This window comes from Desulfobulbus sp., assembly GCF_031547805.1.
In the GTDB taxonomy this organism is placed as follows: Bacteria; Desulfobacterota; Desulfobulbia; order Desulfobulbales; family Desulfobulbaceae; genus Desulfobulbus.
Map to the genome: position 1 here is coordinate 43,523 of NZ_JAVBRQ010000004.1, position 20,245 is coordinate 63,767.

4 protein-coding genes are annotated in these 20,245 nt (G+C 63.6%); all 4 read right to left on the reverse strand.

Annotated features, from left to right (window positions below):
- From RMR13_RS01485 to RMR13_RS01500, 4 genes are read right to left on the reverse strand one after another with little or no spacing between them, the layout of a single operon-like run.
- Nucleotides 1-1,320, reverse strand: a complete 1,320-nt coding sequence (locus RMR13_RS01485; protein WP_310598873.1) for a GMC family oxidoreductase — start codon at nucleotides 1,318-1,320, stop codon at nucleotides 1-3.
- 13 nt (nucleotides 1,321-1,333) lie between these two features.
- Nucleotides 1,334-3,751, reverse strand: coding sequence for a type I polyketide synthase (locus tag RMR13_RS01490; RefSeq protein ID WP_310598874.1), 2,418 nt, complete (start codon nucleotides 3,749-3,751; stop codon nucleotides 1,334-1,336).
- 45 nt (nucleotides 3,752-3,796) lie between these two features.
- Nucleotides 3,797-4,537: a methyltransferase domain-containing protein gene (locus RMR13_RS01495; protein WP_310598875.1), complete on the reverse strand. Its 741-nt coding sequence runs from the start codon at nucleotides 4,535-4,537 to the stop codon at nucleotides 3,797-3,799.
- Between the two features lie 40 nt (nucleotides 4,538-4,577).
- Nucleotides 4,578-20,144: a non-ribosomal peptide synthetase gene (locus RMR13_RS01500; RefSeq protein ID WP_310598876.1), complete on the reverse strand. Its 15,567-nt coding sequence runs from the start codon at nucleotides 20,142-20,144 to the stop codon at nucleotides 4,578-4,580.
- Nucleotides 20,145-20,245: the final 101 nt, after the last annotated feature.

Genomic DNA, 20,245 nt, shown 5'->3' on the forward strand with positions numbered 1-20,245 from the left:
TCAACTCCGCCGGGTATGGAGAAGATGGCCGGCCAGCCGTCCGCCCAGGGCAAGAATGGTCAATACCGGCGGCACGGCCAGGGATTCGGGCAGAACGCTGGCATCGGCCACATAGAGATCGTCGACGCGAGTCTTGAGATTGGCGTCGACAATATCGCCGATTCGGCAGGTTCCGGCCGGATGCACCGCCGAAATCCGGGAAAACCAGATGTCCTTCGCCCCGGCGTTCTCCAGAACGTCCTTGGCCACTCGCTTGCCGTATTCGAGTTTGTTGCGATCGCCCGCGGTCAAGGGCTTGTGAATCGTGCCCTGGGCATCCAGCGAGCCGTTGCTGTCGTCGGCGATCTCGACCAACAGGGACAGGGCCTGTCTGCCGGCAAACATCCGGCCCCGAATCCCCTGCTCCCGCAGCATCTGCATATAGACCATGCCTGGCACGGACGCATCGGCCAGGGTCACGCCGCGTTCGAGCAGCACTCCCGCCTGGCGGTTGGATTCGCTTTGACCGGACAATTGACTATCGACATAACCGAAGGCAATCACGTAGGGATCGTTGAACAGCGATTGCCCGGCCTCGGCCAGACCGGAATTCCTCAAAATCTGCGGTGAGCCGATGCCACCCGCAGCCAGAACCACGGTCTCGGCGTTAATCCGAACAGGCTCCTTGCCCCTGCTCACCGCTTCCACTCCGACGGCTCGGTCGCCCTCGATCAATACCTTTTCGCAACGGGTGGCATTCAACAAGGTGGCGCCATGGCCGACCGCCTCGAGCACCCAACGACGCGCATCCCAGCGTGCGCCGGTCCGATCGCCCATGAACAGGGATCCTTGCTTGAATTTAGCGGGATCGACGAAGAAGCGATCGCAATTTTTCCAGGGCAAACCAAGTTGCCGGGCCGACCGGGCCAGCATACCCGCTTTTTCGCCCAACTGTCCGTCCGTCAGCGGCCTGATAACGATGTCGTTTTTGATGGCCCGGACCTCATCTTCGAGATCGATGCCGTGCGCTCTGAATTTTTCCCAAGGCGGTTCCTCGCAAACCCCGGCGTACATCATGGTGCTGCCACCGGTGGTCAACCCCCGGACCATTTTCATGACCGGTTCGGAACCGGTGCGCATGACGCTCTTTTTCAGCAGACGCAAGCCGCCGAAATACCGGATGGGACTGGCCCAGGGTCCGGAGTTTGGCGGGTGATCGTTTCCCCATTCAAGAATGATCACCCGTTTGCCGGCGGCGCTCAGTTTCCTGGCCACCGCCGCGCCGCCTGGACCGGAGCCAATCACCACCACCTCGGCGGTCATCGTTTGTGTCGTTGCCATGCAAGGCATCCTTTCATGTTATTTTTTGAGGGAGTGGCGCGGAAGTCGATCCGTCCTGGATACCGAACCAACAGGTTTTCCCGGCAAAGGGATAGGTGGGCAGGGAAATGCGCCGGCCGCCGCTGCCCGCGCCATACCCCAGCCAATCGACATTGGCACCGGCCTCGTAATAACGGGCCAAGGCCCGAACTGTTTGGTCATGTGGTTCCTCGCTCGAACCGGGTGCGGCCAGCCACAGACCTCGACGGGTCGCCGAGGTTTTCCAAGGGACAAAGCAAGAGGAAGCCGCGCCGATTTCCACAAAACAGACGGCCTGTTTTTGGATCAGGCCGGCAAGCTCGGCGCCGGGCAATGCCATTTCCTGTCCAGGCAGGTCGAAACGCCGATCCGGCCTGGGTTCCTCGGTGCGGCCGTCCGGCCCCAGCAACGAAATGCCGGTCTGCCGAACATCGATGGAACCCAGTTCCTCTTCCGGCGACAGTGCCAGTAGCTCCAGACCTTGTTCGGGGGCGATCCCCGCGGCCAGGCAGGAAGCCGTCAAGCGGCCAATGCCGCATCCGAAAACTGCATCCGGCCGCACCCCCCAGGATATCCACAGGGCGGCCAGGCCACGCTGCACCACATAGGCAAGGCAGTGCCGGGCGCGTTCGTCGTGCACTGTGGATTCGCCGGCCAGAACAGCATGGAGGGAAAGGCCCGTCAGGTGGGCGAACAGGGGTTGGCAGGCATCGATCACCGCTCCGAATCCGGGATGGCCCGCATGGAAAAGCCGATAGCCTTGGCCGGCAACGCGATCGGAAAACAAAAAGAATGTCGGATGGTCAGCCTGTGCTAACCTTGTGTTTTCCTCCGCCGACAACGGCACGGCCATGGCCAGGGCATCGGCCAGCGCCTTGTTGTCGGCGGCGGCCAGTGCCAGACGATGGCGATAATGCGGCCTGCCCACGTTGCTGGTCCAGCAGATGTCGGCAAAAAATGCCTCCGGATGCGCGGCCAAAAAATGGCGGTATTTTTCGATCAGTCGTGCAAGTGCCGCCGTGCTTTTTGCCGACAGGGTCAGCAGGAGACAACCCGAATCCGAAGGAATTTCAGGTGGTTCCCGATTCTCGGGTTTCGGTGCTTCCTCCAAAACGACATGGGCGTTGGTGCCGCCGATGGCAAAGGCGTTTACCCCGGCCCGTCTGGGGTGGACGTCGCTTTTCGGCCAGGGACGCAAGCGGTCCACCACGTAGAACGGGGTGCCCTGCAACTGGGGATTGGGGGTTTCGTAGTGGAGGCTGGGCGGCAATTCCCCATGCTTGAGGGCGAGGATCGTCTTGATCAGCCCGGCGATGCCGGCGGCCTGGGTCAGATGGCCGATATTGGTCTTGACCGAACCGATGCCGCAGTACGGGGCTTCGCTCGGACCGCCAAAGGCCCTGGCCAGCGATTCGATCTCGATGGAATCGCCGATGAAGGTACCGGTACCGTTGGCTTCCACGTAGGAGACCGTCCGAGGCTCGACCCCGGCCATGGCCAAGGCCTCGCCGATCACCGCGGCCTGTCCTTCCGGACTGGGTGATCGGTAATCGACCCTGGCCACGCCGCTGTTGTTGACGGCGGTTCCCCGGATCACCGCATAGATCTGGTCCCGGTCGGTCAGGGCGTCCCGCAGGCGTTTGAGCACCACAATCCCGGCGCCGCTGCCCGGCACCACCCCGCCCGCCTTGAGATCGAAGGCCCGGCAGCGGCCATCCGGCGCGAGCAGCGCCCCTTCCTCGTACAGATAGCCATGGTTCTGCGGCACGAACAAGGCCGAGGCCCCGGCCAGGGTCATGTCGCATTCGCCGCTTTGCAGGCTTTCGCAAGCAAGATGTACCGCCACCAAGGAAGAGGAACAGGCGGTCTGGACGTTGATGCAGGGACCGGTCAGATCAAGGCAATAGGCGATGCGCATGCTGCCTTGGTCGACCGCGTTGCCAAGGATCGCCTGCAAACTTTTCACCGTTCCCTGGGGGATCAACACCGGCGCCAACACGCCGGTATAGGTGCTGGTGCGCAGGCTGGTGAACACGCCGGTGGTGATGCCGTTGGCCGTCTCCGCCGATTTGTCGGCAAATTGGCCGGCATCTTCCATGGCCTCGTAGGCGCAAGCCAGCAACAGGCGCTGCTGCGGATCGATGTAGACCGCGTCCTCTTCGCTGTAGCCGAAGAATTCCGCATCGAACCGGTCGTAATCGGCGATCGTGCCCCGTTTGTTGACATAGTTGGGGTGCCGGAAAAGCTGCTCCGGAATGCCGGTTGCCCGCAGTTGTTCTTCAGTGAACGCCGAGAGCGATTCCACTCCGTCCCGCAGATTCGCCCAAAAAGCTTCCGGCGTGTCGGCGCCGGAAAAACGGCAACTCATGCCGATAATCGCTATTGCTTCTCTATCGCTGCACAATTCAGTCATAACTTCTCGAAATTAGATGTATCTATCAACATGACCCGTGCGGATTCAGGAAAAGAGCATCCCGGACTCCGGCGTCAGGCGTTGCAGCCTCAACCCTGTTTCCTGGGCCAGCTCCTCCAGGGTGAAGGTGTGCCAGAAATTGGTATTCTCGATCACGCAGGGCGGGCCGCCGCCCCCGCTGATCCGCCACCTGGCCTTAATCCGCATCAGATCGCCCTGCTCGGCCTTGCCGGAATACACCGCCTCGTAGCTGCGGCGGCCGATCTGCTCGCCCTCCACCAATTTCTGCTCAAAGTCCATGGGTTTGCCGATGGGAAGCAATTCGACGAACATGGGAGCGCCCGCTTCCAGTTTCGGGATCAGCCGGCGCCACAGGTGCTGCCGTTCATCCCGGTCAAAATGGCCGAGCACGCCGTACGCCACGACCGCGCCCAGCTTTTCCGGCAACGGCACGGCATGGATCGGGTCGCTGTAAATAGTGACCCGTTGGCGCAGATCCCGATCCTGCATGACCCGATGCATCAGCACGGCCCGCATGGTGGTGGAGGGCTCGACCGCGATGATCTCCACCACCGGCAGCGTTTCGGCGATGGCCAGGACCGTTCTTCCGGTCCCCGAACCGATGTCGAGCACCGGCCCTCCGATGGGGGCGAGCCGGCCGAGTTCCTGCCGGAACATCTGTTCGCTTTGGGAAAAGGATTGGAGGCTCAAGGGATAGAATTCCGCCACCTTGGTGTAGTTTCTGTACGAATCGTTTTTTGCCGGCATGGCTTCTGCGTTTGTCATGCACCTCTCCTTGATTGGAAAAATTATTCATGGATTTCCATCACGATTGCGTTCCGGTGGTCCTTCTCCGCAACGAAGCGCCGCGCCGTTTTGCCCGGCCGGCAGCCTGCGGCGGTTGCTGTCGGTCGCTTTGGCCTGCCGGTTTTGCAAGGAAGCGGGCCAATTGTTCAACCGACGGGTGGGTGAAGAAATCCACCACGCTGACCTCGCGTTCGAGCAGGCGGTTGAGTCGGTTCTGCATGCGCACGATATCGAGCGAATTGGCGCCCAAGGCGAAGAACTGCGCCGTCGGATCGACCTCGTTCAGATCGAGTACCTCGGCCACCACCCCGGCAATTTTTTGTTCCTCCTCGCTCAACGGCCGCATCGGGAGAATGCCGGCCGGCGCCGATGCCAGGATGCGCGGTGGCGGCAGGGCGCGGCGATCCACCTTGCCGTTGTCGCTGAGAGGCATGGCTGCCAGCACTCGCATCTCGGCTGGGATCATGTAATCGGGCAACAGGGAGCGGAGAAAGACCGTCAGCGCCTCGGGTTCGAGTGAAGGACCGTCGGCTGCGCCCACCAGATAGGCGACCAGGTGTTTTTCCTCGTTCCTGCCGGTATCGAAGCCCAGCACCAGGGCTTCTTCCACCTGGTGATGACGTTTCAGGGCCGCTTCGATCTCGCCAGGTTCGATGCGGTAGCCGTTGATTTTCAGCTGAAAATCCTTCCGGCCGAGAAACTCGATGGCGCCATCGGGCAAATACCTGCCCAGATCGCCGGTGCGGTACAGGCGCTTGCCGCTTTGCGGATGTACGATGAAACTGGCCGTTGTTTTGTCCCGGTCTTGCCAATATCCCCGCGCCAGGCCGATGCCGCCGATATACAGCTCGCCCGCGACCCAGTCCGGGCAGTCCCGCAGCTCTTGGTCCAACACATGCATTTTCTGGTTCGCCAGGGGAAAACCGTAGGGAATGCTCGGCCAGGCCGTGGTGTCGGCGTCCACGGCAAAATAAATCGACCAGATCGAGGCCTCGGTGGCGCCGCCCAAGCTGACCAGACGCGCCTGGGGCGCCAGGGTGCGGATGCCGGCGGGCAGATCCGTGGGCAGCCAGTCGCCGCTGAGCAGGGCCAGGCGCAAATCCGGCAGTGCGGTGTCTTCCCTGCCTTGGACAAAAGCCACCAACATCCGCATCAGGGCCGGTACGGAGTTCCACACCGTGATCTTTTCCTTTTGCATGAGCTCAAGCCAATGGGCGGGATTCTTGCCTTGAGTGGGATGCGGCAGCACCAGGGTTGCCCCGGCGGCCAGGGTGCCGAAAATATCGTAGACCGACAGATCGAAATGCAGTTGCGACAGGCCCAGAATCCGGTCGTCGCCGCCGATTGCCCAGCGCCGGTTGATATCGGCAATGGTGTTCACCGCACCCCGATGATCGATCATCACCCCCTTGGGCCGGCCGGTGGAACCGGAGGTATAGATGACATAGGCCAGATGGTCCTGGCGCAGCTCCGGCCGGGGCGCAACCGACGGGCCGTTGTCGACCGCATTGTCCTCGCGTACCGCCAAAGGAGTAACGGTCTTCGGCCATTGCAGGCTGTCCAGCAACCAGGGCTGGGTCAGGGCATATCGGACCCGGCCGTCTTCCAAAAGAAAAGCCAGGCGCTCGGCGGGCAGGTCGGGAGCAATGGGCAAATACGCCGCCCCGGCGATCAGCGTGCCCAGCACGGCCGCCACCTGCTCCCAGCCCTTTTCCATGACCACCGCGACCAGTTCGTTTGTGCCTACTCCCTGTCGGGCAAGAAGCGAGGCCAATTGTTCGGCGCGGTCCGCCAACTCGCCATAACTGAGGCGGCTCCGAGTGTCGATCACCGCGGTTTTGGCCGGATTTTGCCGCGCTTGGCGCAGAAACAATTCATGCAGTAATTCCGGCGGCGCTGCGGTTTCGGTGGCATTGACTCCGGTTCGTCGCACCTGCTGTCCGGCAGGCAGGCTGGCTGGCAACGGATCGTTCCAGGCGTCCTCGTCCCCGGCCAATTGCTCCACAAGGCGGCAATAGGCGGCAAACATCGCCTCGACCAGGCCGTCCGGGAATACATCGACCACATGGTCCCAATGCACGGCCAGCTCGCCCTCGAACACGCCCACCTGATTGTCGAGCACCACCTGGGGCGTCTGGCTGACATTGTGGATCATCCGGCCCAAGAGGCCGATAGCCTGGTGGTCGTCCCGATCGTTCTGCTCCATGCCGAGGAAACTGGTGAACACCACCGGCATGATGGCCGCCTGGGGCGTGCCGCGCTGTCGAGCCAGCTCGCGCAGCACCCGAACGCCGCCGAAATAGCGGTGATCGAGTCCCTGCCAGAGTTCCTGCTGGATCGCGCCGGCTTGCCGGAAAAATGCCTCTTCCGGTGAACGACGGACCGGCAACAGCTGCACCGAAGTGAAATCGCCGACAATATCCATCACCTGGGGATGCAGCGGCAAGCGGTTGAAAAAGGAGACATTCACGGTAAAGGTTTCGCTGTTGCTCCAGGTGGCCAGAACGTGGGCATAGGCGGTCAGCAACACCCCGGCCAGGGTCAGGTTCCGTTGGCTGGCCTTGGTTTGCAGGCTTTCCCGCAAAGCGGAGGGAAACCGCCGGCTCAACCGCCGAAAGCGCGGCCGATCGACCTGGGCAAGAGGCATGGCCAGCGGCAGGACCGGGGCCGGAGGTAGATCGGCCAGCCGGGCCAGATGATACTCCCGGTCGCGGCGAAAGAGCGGGGTTTCCCTGAAGGCCGCATCCGCCAGGACATAATCCCGGTAGGACAGCTCCAGCGGCGGCAGCACCGGGTCGGATTCCCGATAAAAACGGCTCCAATCCGTAAAAATGATCCCCATGCTCCACCCGTCCAGGATGAGGGCGTCGAAGCTTAAATGCAGTCGATTGGTGGCCTCGTCGATCCGGCTGATCCGGATGTCGAACAGCGGCCAGGTGTCGACCGGGTGCATCTGCTGCTCCATTTCCTTGCGTATCGCCAGCAGGGCCTCCAGCCGGGCTTCGGGGCCCAGCTCCCTGAAATCCTCGGTCCGGAAAGGGGACTCCGGCACGGTTTTCAGGATGCGTTGACGGCCGTCGACCAGTAGGACTGCCCGCAGCATCTCGTGGCGGGCCACCACTTTGTGCCAGGCGCGTTCGAGCCGTACCGGGTCCATGTCCACGGTTTCGATCTCGAAATAGGTATGGGTGGCCACGTTACCCAATTCATAGACAGCGCTGCGGCCCAGCCAATAGGCCTGTTGGACGTCGGTGAGCGGAAATGGCTGGTGCCGTGCGTCCAAGTCGGGCTGAACCTGAGGTAACGGAACACGCTCCTCTTGACCCGCACCATCCCCCGCCACCGCGGCCAGGGCCTTGGCCATGCCGGCAACGGTCGGCACCTGGAACAGCTCGGTCAGCGACAGTTCCACCTGGAAGGCCTTGAAAAAGGCGTTGGTCAGCTCCACCGCGTTGAGGGAATCGCCGCCGGCCTCGAAAAAGTTGGTATGCAGGTCGATCCGCGACTGTTTCAACACCTGCTGCCAGATGGCGACCACCGCCGCTTCCTGTTCGGTCGCCGTTTCCTCGCCCGGCCGGTCCGGGCATAAGGCGGCATGTTCCGGCACCACCAGAGCCTTGCGGTCGACCTTGCCGTTGGCGGTCAGCGGCAATTGCGGCAAAAAGACCAATATTTCCGGAACCATGTACTCGGGCAGGATGGCGCGCAGCGCGGTTTTGATCGCCGTGCCGTCCGGCCCCGCGCCGTTGTCGTCGGCACCGACCAGCCAGGCGGCCAGAAACGGGTTGGCTGCCTCGCGCTCGATCCGCTGCACCACCGCATCCCGCAACGAGGGCAAGGATTTCAACACGGTTTCGATCTCGCCGAGTTCGATCCGGTGTCCCCGAATCTTGACCTGGTGGTCGTCGCGCCCCAAAAACTCGATGGTGCCGTCCGGCAGGTACCGTCCCCGGTCGCCCGTGGCATACAGCCATTCGCCGGTCCGGGGGTGCATGAAAAACGATGCCTTGGTTTTCTCGGCATCGGCCCAGTATCCCCGCGCCAGGCCCACGCCGCCGATGTACAGCCCGCCCCGGACCCAATCCGGGCATTCTTTCAAGGTCTCGTCGAGCACATACATCCTCTGGTTCGCCATGGGCCGACCGTAGGGGATGGGCGCTTTTCGGGAGTGGGCCGCCGGGATGGGATGGCAGATGGACCAGATCGAGGCTTCGGTGGCCCCGCCCAGCCCCACCACTTCGGCCTGTGGATAGAGAGTTTCGATCGCGGCGGGCAGCTCCGGCGCGATCCAGTCGCCGCTCAAGAGCGCCAGCCGTAGCGAGGCGGTGATTTCCTCAGGCCGAATTTCGGCGTACTGCACCAACATTTGCATCAGGGCCGGCACCGAGTTCCAGACGGTGACCCGATGCTCGCGCATGCGCCGCAACCAATGGCCCGGGTCCTTCAGGCCGTCCGGATCCGGCAGCACCAGGGTGGCTCCGGCAGCCAGGGTGCCGAACAGGTCGTACACCGAGAGATCGAAATGCAGGGCGGAAATTCCTAAAATCCGGTCTTCGGGTCGCACCTTGAAGCGCCGGTTCATATCCTTGATGGTGTTGACCGCGCCGCCGTGGTCGATCATTACCCCCTTGGGCAGGCCGGTCGAGCCGGAGGTATAGATGACGTAGGCCAGATCCGCGGGTTGTTGCACACAATCCGGCAGGGGCGCGGCCAAATCCGCCTCGGTCGGTTCTGTCGCCACCACCAGCTCGACGCTGTCGGGCCAGGGGTGCGCATGCCGCAGATGCTCCTGGGTGCACACCAGGCGCGCCCGGCCGTCGGCAAGCACATGGTGCAGCCGTTCGGGCGGCATGTCGGCGGCAATGGGCAGATAGGCGGCTCCGGCCATGAGGATGCCCAGGGCGGCCGCGACCTGCTCCCACCCCTTGTCCATGACAATGGCAACCAGGGTGTTGGGTTCGGCCCCGGCCGCGCGGAGCCTGCGGCCAATCGTGCCGGCATGGGCCGCCAGTTGGCGATAGCTGATGCTGGTCCGGCCCGCGAGAACGGCCGGTTGGTCCGGCCGCAGGGCGGCCTGTTCCGCAAAAAGCTCATGGAGCAACTGCGGACCGGCAAACATTTCGGCGGTGGCGTTCATGGCCCGGTGCCGGGCCCGCTGCCGGGCCGGCAGATGCAGCACCTCGTCCTGCTGCCAGAGATCGGCATCCGTGGCCAGGCCGAGCAGCAGTTCCAGATAGGCGGCCATCATATCCTCGATCATGCCATCCGGGAAAAATTCCCTGGCCGTGTCCCAGACCAGCAGCAACCGGCCCGAAATTTCAAAGGCCTGGTGATCGAGCAAGACCTGCGGGGTTTGGGAAATGCCGTAGACAAAGTCGCCCAGGCTGCTTTTACCGATGGCATCCTCGTCGCTCCGGCTCAGGCCGAGCGCGCTGGTGAAGACGATGGGCATGCCGTCGCCGGCACCGCCTTGAACCTGCCCCATCTCCCGCAGCAGCTCGACGCCGCTGTAGCAGGGATGGTCCAGATCTTCCCAGAGTTGTTGTTGCAGGTTGAGGCAGCGTTGGGCAAAAGATCGGCCCTGGCCGCTGTCCACAGCCAGCAAGGTAAGCGAGGTGAAATCGCCGACAATGGCGTCGATCTGCGGATGAAGGGGCAGACGGTTGAACATGGTCAGGTTGATGGTGAACCGCGACTGGCCGGACCAGGTGCCCAGCACCTCGGCATAGGCCGCCAGCAGCAGGCCGGACGGACTGACGCCCATGGCCTGGGCCCGCTGCTTCAGGCTGCTCCAGTTTTCGCTCGATACCTCCTCGCGCAGCCGATGAAACCGGTACCGGTCGCCGGCAAGAGGCTGGCGGGCCAGGGGCAGTTGCGGCGCCGGCGGCAGTTGCTCCATCCGATCGAGCCAATAGGCCCGATCGCGCTGGTAGGCGGCACTTTTGCCGATTGCCGCCTCGTTGAGCACATAGTCGCGGAAGGACAACTGCGGCCGGGTCAGGGAAGCGGCGGGGTCCGCATAGAGCCGCGACCAGCCGTTCAGGACGTGGAACATGCTCCAGCCGTCCAGAATCAGGTTGTCCAGGCTGATGTGGATGCGGGCTCGGTTGGGGCCGTACAGGGAGACCCGCACGTCGAACAGGGGCCACCGGTCGATGGGCAGCACCTGGTGCGACATCTCCATCCGCACCTCGGCCAGGCCCTTTTCGGCGTCCGGAAGCGCAAGCGCGGTGAAATCGTGGCAGGTCAAATGATATTTCGGCACCTCGGCCAGAATCTGCTGGCTGGTGCCGTTTTCGAGAAACACGGCCCGCAGCATGCCGTGGTGGGCGATCAAGCGTTGCCAGGTGGCCTCGGCCCTGGGCAGATCCAGATCGACGGTGTCGTATTCGAAGTAGCAGTGCGCCGCGACCCGGCCCAGGGGATACAGGCCGCTGCGGCCGACCACATAGGCGTGCTGCACGGAGGACAGCGGAAAAGGTAGATGTTCCCCTTCTGGATCGGCAACGATTGGGGGTAGATCCGTTCTCGATGCGCTGTCCGGCCGGGGATCTCTGGCCTCGATCTGCAGGCCGGCGGCCAGCTCGCGGACGGTCGGATGGGCAAAAAGCGTGCGAAGGGGCAGTTGGACCTCGAATCGGTCCCGCACCCTGGCCGCGATCCGGGTGGCCAACAGCGAATCCCCACCCAATTCGAAGAAATTGGCCGACACGCTGACCTGTTCCAGCTGCAAGACATCCGCCCAGATCGCGGCCAGCTGCTGCTCCGTTGTCGTGGCGGCAGCGGTGAATTGACCGGTGTCGCCGCGTTCCAATCCCTGCGGCACAACCAGCGCCTTGCGGTCGATCTTGCCGTTGCCGGTCAAGGGAAAGGCGGTCAGCGACACGCAATGGGCCGGCCGCATGTAGTCCGGAAGTTTATGGGCAAGGAAATCCTGGAGCAGCTCCGGGGCAAAAACTCGGACCCGATTCGGAGCTTGCGCCATGAGCACGGTCTGGCCCAGGGTCGTCGACATCTCGCCGAACGGCACCTCGACGCGATGAAATCCGGCCTCTTGCAAAACAGCGGCCCACCGGTGGTGGTTTAAAAACGGTTGCCTGGTAATGGCCCGTTCGTCGGTGAACCGGAGAAAACCTTCCTCGAGCAAGGCGGCGCTGAGCTGTTGCAGATGGCTGTTCACGGTGCCTTCCCGCGCCAACAGCAGGCCACCGGGGGCGAGCAGGCTTTGGAGGTTGGCGAGCGCGGTGGGAATATCGCCGGCCCGATGCAGGGCCTGATCGGCGACGATCAGGTCAAAGGCATGGAGAGACCATCCTTGCAGAACCGGTTCCCGGTCGATGTCGAGCAGGCGGATGTCGACCGAGGACAAGTCGGCAAAGGCTGTCTGCAAGTGCTCGACAAAAAAGAGTGACTGCTCGCTGAAGGTGCAATGGACAGGCAACGATGCCACTTGGTCCAGCCAGGCACGGGCCGCCTTGAGGCTGCGGGTGCCGAGGTGGAGGATTCTGAGCGGCTTGGCCTCGGTTGCCTGCCGGGCCAGGACACCGGCCACGGCCCGCATGGTGTCCAGGGTCTCGGCCGCGCCCGGCAACAGGCCGGACAGCGATTCCGGCGTCAGTTGGTTTTCCTCGGCAAAAAAGACCTCCAACGCCTGCCGCTCGCCGCGCAGCAACGGCACGCAGAACGGCTCGACCCGGTCCAGCCAGGCGTGGATTGCCCCGGCCGCATCAGTGGCAATACTGCCGTCTTCGGCAATCGGTTCGGTTGAGCCGATTGCGCGGCTCGGCGGTGGTTCGGGCCAGGCAACAGGATCGGCAGCAAAGGTATCGTTTGCTTTCCGCACCAAGCCCTCGCGCACCAGAATGACCAGCCATTGCCGGAAAAGCTCGTGATAACGGGGTGTAATTCTCGACTTTTCGAGCAATTCCTCAGTGTGGCGTGGCTTGTCGGTTCCCGCGAACAGCCCCAGAGCGTTCAGGATGCGGGCCAGGGCCGCCAGGGCCATCCGTTCGATTGTCCGGTGCAAGGTTTTCAGGGCCGCCGGGTCGATTTGGCCCCTATCGAGCCGTATCCGTTGTTCCGCGCCGGCCCGGCTGCCCTGCCAGCGCGCATCCGCCTCTTGTGCCTCGATTTCACGAACCAGGGACAGCTCGTCCCATTCCGGTTGCAGGGCCAGGAACGCGCACAATTGATTGTCCGCCCCCACGGTGACCACCGCTTCCCGGACTGCGGCATGGCTCTTGATGGCGGCCTCCACCTCACCCAATTCCACCCGGTAGCCGTTGATCTTGACCTGATGATCCTCACGGCCGAGGAACTCGATATCGCCCGAGGGCAGATACCGGCCCAGGTCGCCGGTTTTGTACAGGCGTTCGCCGGAGTCCGGGTGCCGCAAAAACACGGCCCCGGTCTTGTCGGCATCCTGCCAGTATCCGTGGGCCAGGCCGATGCCGCCGATGTAGAGCTGCCCGCTCGTCCAGTCGGGCCTGAGCCGCATGGCCGCGTCGAGCACGTACAACCGTTGATTGGCCAGTGGCCGGCCATAAGGAATGCTGTTCCAGTCGGCGGGGACATCGTGGTCCACGGGATAGGCATTGGACCAGATGGAGGCTTCGGTGGCGCCTCCCAGGGCGATCACCCTACCTCCGCCGGTCATGGTCCGAATCTTGGCGGGCAGGTCCACCGGAATCCAGTCGCCGCTCAACAGCGCCAGCCGCAGGGACGGATACAAAGTGCCGGTCTGTTGCCGGTGTTCCACCAGCATGCGCATCATGGCCGGCACGGAATTCCAGATACTGACCTTGTGTCGCCGGATCAGCTCCACCCAATGCGCCGGCTCCTTGACCGCATCGCTTTCCGGCAGGACAATGCCGGCGCCGGCGGCCAGGGCGCCGAAGATATCGTAGACCGAGAGGTCGAAGCCCAGATTGGCCAGGGCCAGCACCCGGTCGTCCGGTCCCACGGCAAAACGACGGTTGATATCGACAATGGTGTTGACCGCGCCCCGATGGTCGATCATCACTCCCTTGGGTTGGCCGGTTGAACCGGAGGTGTAGAGGACATAGGCCAGGTCTTCCGGTTTTTGGACCGGCGCGGGCAAGAGCGTTTCCCCCTCGCCCTCGTCAAGATCGTCGACAGCAATCGATTCGATCCCCTCGGGCCAATCCAGGACCGGCAGCAGCCACGACTGGGTGAGCACGGTGCGGACCGCGCCTTCCGCCAGCAGATGGTGCAGGCGCTCGCGCGGCTGGGACGGATCGATGGGCAGATAGGCTCCGCCGGCAACCAGAACGGCCATCGTCGCCACCACCTGCTCCCACCCTTTTTCCATGACCACGGCAATCAGGCTGTTCACCGATGCGCCCCGGTCGCGGAGCAAGAGGGCCAGATGTCGGGATCGCCGCGCCAATTGCCCGTAGCTCAGGCTGCGCCCGGGGGCGATGATTGCGGGATGGTCGGGCCGTTTTGCGACCTGGGCTGCAAAAAGGGTGTGCAGCAGCTCATGGCATTCAGGCGCCCGGGTGGCATTGATCTCTTCCCTGTGTTGCTGCTGGCTTGCCGGCAGCAGGTCGAACCGCCGTTGTTGCCAAGCCGCCTCGTCAACGGCCAGTTGCCGGAGAACGCGGCCGTAGGCGGTAAACATCTGCTCCAGCATGTTTTCCGGGAACAAACCGGCCACGGCATCCCAGATGAGCACCAGTTCGCCGTCCTGCTCGAACACCTGGTGGTCCAGCCAAACCTGAGGTGTCTGGCTGATATTGTAGACCAGTCGGCCCAGCCAGTTGTTGGCCGAGGTGTTATCGGCAAGTTGATCGACTCCCAAGGCGCTGGTGAAGACAATCGGCATGAAGCCGCCGCCGTATTCCTTGCGCTGTCGGGCCAGTTCGCGCTGGATCTGGACGCCGCCCACCAGGGGATGGTCGAGATCCTGCCACAACTGGCGTTGCAGGGCGCGGGCCCGGTCGACGAAATGTTCTCCCGCATCATTATCCACCGCCAGCAGGGTCAGCGAGGTGAAATCGCCGATCAACTCGTTGACCTGGGCATGGAGCGGCAAGCGGTCGAACTGGGTCAGGTTGAGGGTAAATTGCGGACTCTTGCTCCAAAAGGCGATAATTTCGGCAAAAACCGCCAGCAGCATTCCGGACGGAGTGATGCCGGCCGCCCTGCCCTTTTGCCGCAACGCCTGCCAGGTTGCGGCATCGAGACGATCCGCCAGGCGGGTGAAACGATGCTCCTTCAGTTCGCCGGGGCCGCATGCCAGCGGTAATTCCGGTGCCGGCGGCAGTTCCGGGATTCGGGCGAACCAGTATTCCCGGTCTTTCCGGTCGTGGGGCGAATCGCGCAGGGCCTCTCGGGCCAGAACATAATCCCGAAAGGAAAGCGCCAGCTCCGGCAGGGCGCCTTCGGGCTCGTCGTAGAGCCGCCGCCACTCGCTGAGCAGGTGGAACATGCTCCAGCCGTCGAAGATGAGATTGTCGAAACCGATGTGCAGGCGCACGCCCTGGCCGGGCACAAGCGTGGCCCGGACATCGAACAGCGGCCACTGATCGCTGGGCAGCACCTGGTGGGACATGGCCTTCCGCAGCCGCATCAGCTCGATTTCGGCCTGGGAGGGGCTGTGATCCCGCAGGTCGAGCACCCGGATGCGATAGGGTTCCACCTGGGCAAGAATGTGCTGGCGGCCGTCGGCCAGCATCACCGCCCGCATCATGTCGTGCTGCTCGATAAGCCGCTGCCAGGCGCGGTTGGCGCGCTCGAGGTCAAGCGTTTCAACATCGAGTTCGAAGTAGCAATGCGAGGCCACCTGCCCCAGGACATAGTCGCCGCTGCGGCCGATCAGGTAGGCCTGCTGGATCTCGGTGAGCGGAAAGGGTTCGTGCCGGTTGGGCACATCTGGAACCAACGGCGGATATGCAGGGGAAACGGCCGGTTTTTCAGCAGATTGGCCGTCGTCTTGCCCCAGCGCTTTTGCCAGTTCGGCCAGGCTCGGGTTGGCGAAGAACTGCTCCAGCGACAGGGCCAGTCCCAACTCGTTCTTGATCCGGGTGACGATCCGGATCGCCAACAGGGAATCGCCGCCCAGCTCGAAGAAATTGTCGTGTCGGCCAGGTTGCGACGACAGCACCTCCTGCCAAACGGCCGCCAGCTTGGTTTCCAGCGGCCCCTGGGGGGCGCGGTCGCCGCCGGTGCGCTCTTCCTGCACGGCAACCTGTGGCAGGGCGGACCGGTCCAGCTTGCCGTTTGTGGTCAGCGGCAAGGCTTCCAGCAGGGTATAGATCGCCGGCACCATATAGGACGGTACCTGTTGTTCAAGAAAAGCACTCAGCCGGTCCGGGCAAAATTGCCGCACCCGCAGCGGCGACCGGGCCACCAGCACATGCTGCTCGAAAAAGGCGGCGCCCAGTTCGTTGCGCTCGGGAAAGGTCGCCAGAGGCTCCAGGCCACTTTCCGCCAACAGGGCCTGCCACTTGTCCACCGCCACCAGGGGCAAGTTGTCCTTGAGCCGTTCGTCGGCAAAATGGCTCAGTCCCTCGATAAAACCGATGCTGAGCATTTGCAGGCGGATGTTTTTGGTGCCCTCGAGGATGACGAAATGGCCGCCGGGAGCCAGCAGCCGACCGAGCGCGGCCAGGGTGGTGTTCAGATGGCGGGCGTCGTGCAGGACGTTGGCGGCCAGGACCAGGTCGAAACTGTGCGGCGTGAATCCCTGCAGCAGCGGATCCCGGTCGATATCGAGCTGCCGGTATTCCACAAAGGGATAAGCCTTGAACTTTTCCTGGGCCCCGGCCACGAAAAAAGCGGTGATATCGGTATACAGGTAACGGGTCCGGCTGGCCGGCAAATGCGGCAGGACCGAGGCGGCGGTGCCGCCGGTGCCGGCGCCGATTTCCAGAATCCGCACCGGGCGGTCGGCAGGCAGGGCCGCGACAATGGCCGCCACGATTTGGCCGACGATGCGGTTGTAGTAGTCGGCCAGGAGGTTGTGCTGATAGAGGGCTTCGGTGACATGCCAGGAACCTTCGGGGAAAAAGAGTTGCAGCGGGTTGAGTTCTCCCCGCAGCAGGGCGGGATGGCTGGCGCAGCACTGCCGCAGGTAATCGAGCAGGATGGCGGCGTGGGTATCCCGCTGCGCGGCGGCGGTGATTTTCTCCCAGCGCGCGGCCAGTTGTTCCGGTGAGGTTGCTGCTGCCAGGGCCCGCGTGCTGATCCAGGTCTGGGCATCTTCCCGGTGCAACAGCCCCTCTTCGGTCAGGACCGCCAACCATTGGCCCAGCAGGCGGCGATATTCGTCCTTGATACGGCAACGCCTGAGCAAGAGATCAAGCGTGTACCGCTCCCCTTCCCGGATGAACACGCCCATGGCGTTGAAGCTCTGGCAAATCATCGGCACTGCCAGGTCTTCCATGCCTTGCCAGAATTGGGTGTATGCCTCGCGCACCTCCGGAGCGGGCAGCCGGGCGGCCTGTTGTTGCCCGGCCTGCACCAGACCGTGGGCAAGACGGGTTGCTTCGTCCTCGTCCTGCACCAATTCGTCGAAAAGCGTGGCGTCGGCCGAATCGGCCACGACATAGGCGGCCAGGTGCCTGCTTTTGCCCGGCGTGCCGACTGCGGTCACCACCGCCTCCTGCACGCCGGGATGGCGGCGCAGCAGGGTCTCGATTTCGCCGGTTTCGATCCGGTGCCCCCGGATCTTCACTTGGAAATCGCGCCGGCCGAGAAATTCGAGATTGCCGTCGGCCATGTACCGTCCCAAGTCGCCGGTGCGGTACCAGCGAAGGTTGTCGCGCACCACAAAGCGTTCGGCGGTCAACTCCGGTGCGCCCCGATAGCCCTTGGCCAGCCCGGCGCCACCAATCCACAGCTCGCCGGCCACGTGATCCGGGCAATCGCGGCCCAACTCGTCGACGACCCGGTAGGCCTGGGAACGCAAGGGGTGGCCGTAGGGAATGGATTGCCATTGTTTCGGCAGCGGCAAGGAGACATCGAACACATTGGACCAGATGGCCGCCTCGGTGGCGCCGCCCAGAGCCACCATTTGGCAAGACGGAGCCGCGGCTCGCAACCTGCCCGGCAGATCGAGCCCGATCCAATCGCCGGAGAGCAGCGCCAATCGCAGCGGCAACGGATCCGATGCAGTGGATTCCGCCACGTGCAGCAGCATGTCCAACAGCATCGGTACCGAATTCCACAGGGTCGCCTGGTGTCGGCGTATCAGCTCCAGCCATTGGCTTGGATCGCGTCGATGCTCTTCTCCAACCAAAACCAGGGAGCCGCCCCGGCCCAGCAGCCCGAAGATGTCGTAGACCGACAGGTCGAAATCGAGAGAGGAAACCGCCAGCACCCGGTCGGTCTCCCGGACCTCGTAGCGGTCGTTGATGTCGTCGACGGTGTTCCAGGCGGCCCGATGGCTGACTTCCACGCCCTTGGGCGTCCCGGTTGAACCCGAGGTGAAGATGATATAGGCCGACTGGCCGGGATGCACGTCCATCGGCTGCGGCAGCGCCCGCATCGGGTCGGCGGCGGCGATATCGAGCGGCATGCAGTCCGGCGGCCAGGCCAGGCTGGACAATCGGTCGCAATCGGTGAGGACATGGGCGATGGCGGCCTGGCTGTGCACGGATTGACGGCGGGACGCGGGCTGGTCGATGCCCACCGGCACATAGGTTGCGCCCAGGGCCAGGATGCCGAGGGCGGCCGCGATCTGGTCCGCGCCCCTGGGCAAGGTGATGGCGACCGCGTCGTTGCCGGCCACGCCATGGTGCTTGAGCAAGGCCGCCACCCGGAGTGCCTGGTCGGCCAGCTGGCCGTATCGTATCGGACCGCGCTGCGGATCGATCAAGGCGATGCGCTCCGGGGTCGCGGCCGCGTGGCGGAAGAAATCGTGATGCAGGCATTGTTCCGTTTTTTCCGGCACGGCTGCGGGCAAGGCCAGCGCCTGTTGCCAACGGTTGGCCGGGGCCGAGTCGGCCAGCAGGTCGCAGGCGGTCTGCCACTGTTCCGCATCGGCGGTCAAGGTGTCGAGCAGCCGGGCATAGGCGGCAAACATCCGGTCGACCAAACCCTCCGGGAAGAGCGCGTCCACCGCGTCCCAGGCCAGGAGCAGTCCGTCCTCGTCCTCGTAGGTTTGAAAATCGAGCCACACCTGCGGGGTCTGGCTGATCATCCAATGCAGCCTGCCAAGCTGTTCCCTGCATTCGGGACCGATCAGCGGCGTCCCCAGATTCGAGGCAAAAACCACCGGCGCCGCGGTCCTCTCTCCGGTCCGCAGGCGGGCGAGATCGCGCAGCACCTGCACCCCGGAATAGCGCGCGTGGGCCACGTCCTGGTGGAATTGGGACTGGATGTCGTGCGCCCGCTGGACAAAGGTCCGCACCTGGCTGCAATCGATTGCCAGCAACAGCAGGTTGGTGAAATCGGCGACAACGTGGGCGAGCTCGTCGGCATGTTCCTGCCGGTCAAAGAGCGGGATGTTGATCAAAAACCGCGAGGTGGCGCTCCAGCGATCGAGCACCTCGGCATAGGCGGTCAACAGCACCATGGCCGGGGTCAGATGATGGCTGGCGGCCTGGCGCTGCAATCGTTGCCAGGCCGCCAGGGGCAGGCGATGCAGGCGCCTTGTGAATGCAGGCGCCCGCATCTTTTCCGGTTGGAGGGCAAGCGGCAGGCCGGGGGCGCCGGGAAGCTCGGGCAGACGTTTTTGCCAATATTGGCGGGCGGTTTCCAGGTTGTGTTCCTGGCTGGCGGCTTCCCGGCGAAGATAGGCGGCAAAACTCCAGTCAGCCGGTGCCGCCAGGGGCAATTGTCCCGCATAGGCGCGAGCCAGGTCGCGGAGGACGAGGTGCAGACTGTGCACGTCGGCGACCAGCAGGTCAAGATCGAAATGCAGCCGGGTGCGGTGCTCCGGCAACAGACTCAATTCCAGCCCGGCCACCTCCCCCAGCTCCACGCGCAGCAGGCGATGCGACAGGCGCGCCCTGGTGGCTGCCAGTGCCTCTTCTCGCTGTGCCGGAGCATGGTCGCGGAGGTCATGCACCGTTATTGCGGAGGAGAACGGAGTCTCCAGGATTTCCTGCTCGCCCTGTTCGAGAAAACGGGCCCGGAGCATGGGGTGATGCTGCTGCACGCGCAGCCAGGCACCATGCAGCCGTTCGGGATCCACGCCCTTGCCATCGATTTCAAGGTAGGCGTGACAGGAAATATCGCCCAGGGGCTGATCCGGCCGACGGCCGATCCAATAGGCGTACTGCACGTCGCTCAAGACAAAGGGCCCTTGGTCTTGAGCCTCCGGCAGTTCGGCATGGAGGGCTTTTTTCCTGTTTTGCCGCAGGGTGAGAAACCGGGACCACTGGTCCAGCCGGGGCCGTTCCATCAGGGCGGCAAAGCTCACGTCCATGCCGGCGCGCCGCCATTTGTTGACCAGGCGCATCACCTGCATCGAATCCAATCCCAATTCGACGAGATTGTCCTCCATGCCGATGGCAACGGCCTCGGACAGCATCTCCTGGATATCCTTTCTCATTGCCGCAAGGCTGAGGATGGGGCGGGCGGTTGTCTGGGGCATATTGAGCGGCGTGTCGAACATGGGCGTTTTCCTTGTAATCAGATCCAAAAGGCGGGATGGAAACCAGACACACGAACCACGGCGGCTGCCGTGCCTGGGGATCGGAGAAACAGTCTCCGTAC

Bases quoted from the DNA above. Each gene is read 5' to 3' on its own strand.
- RMR13_RS01485 (WP_310598873.1), bottom strand. From the start codon at position 1,320: ATGGCAACGACACAAACGATGACCGCCGAGGTGGTGGTGATTGGCTCC.
- RMR13_RS01490 (WP_310598874.1), bottom strand. From the start codon at position 3,751: ATGACTGAATTGTGCAGCGATAGAGAAGCAATAGCGATTATCGGCATG.
- RMR13_RS01495 (WP_310598875.1), bottom strand. From the start codon at position 4,537: ATGACAAACGCAGAAGCCATGCCGGCAAAAAACGATTCGTACAGAAAC.
- RMR13_RS01500 (WP_310598876.1), bottom strand. From the start codon at position 20,144: ATGTTCGACACGCCGCTCAATATGCCCCAGACAACCGCCCGCCCCATC.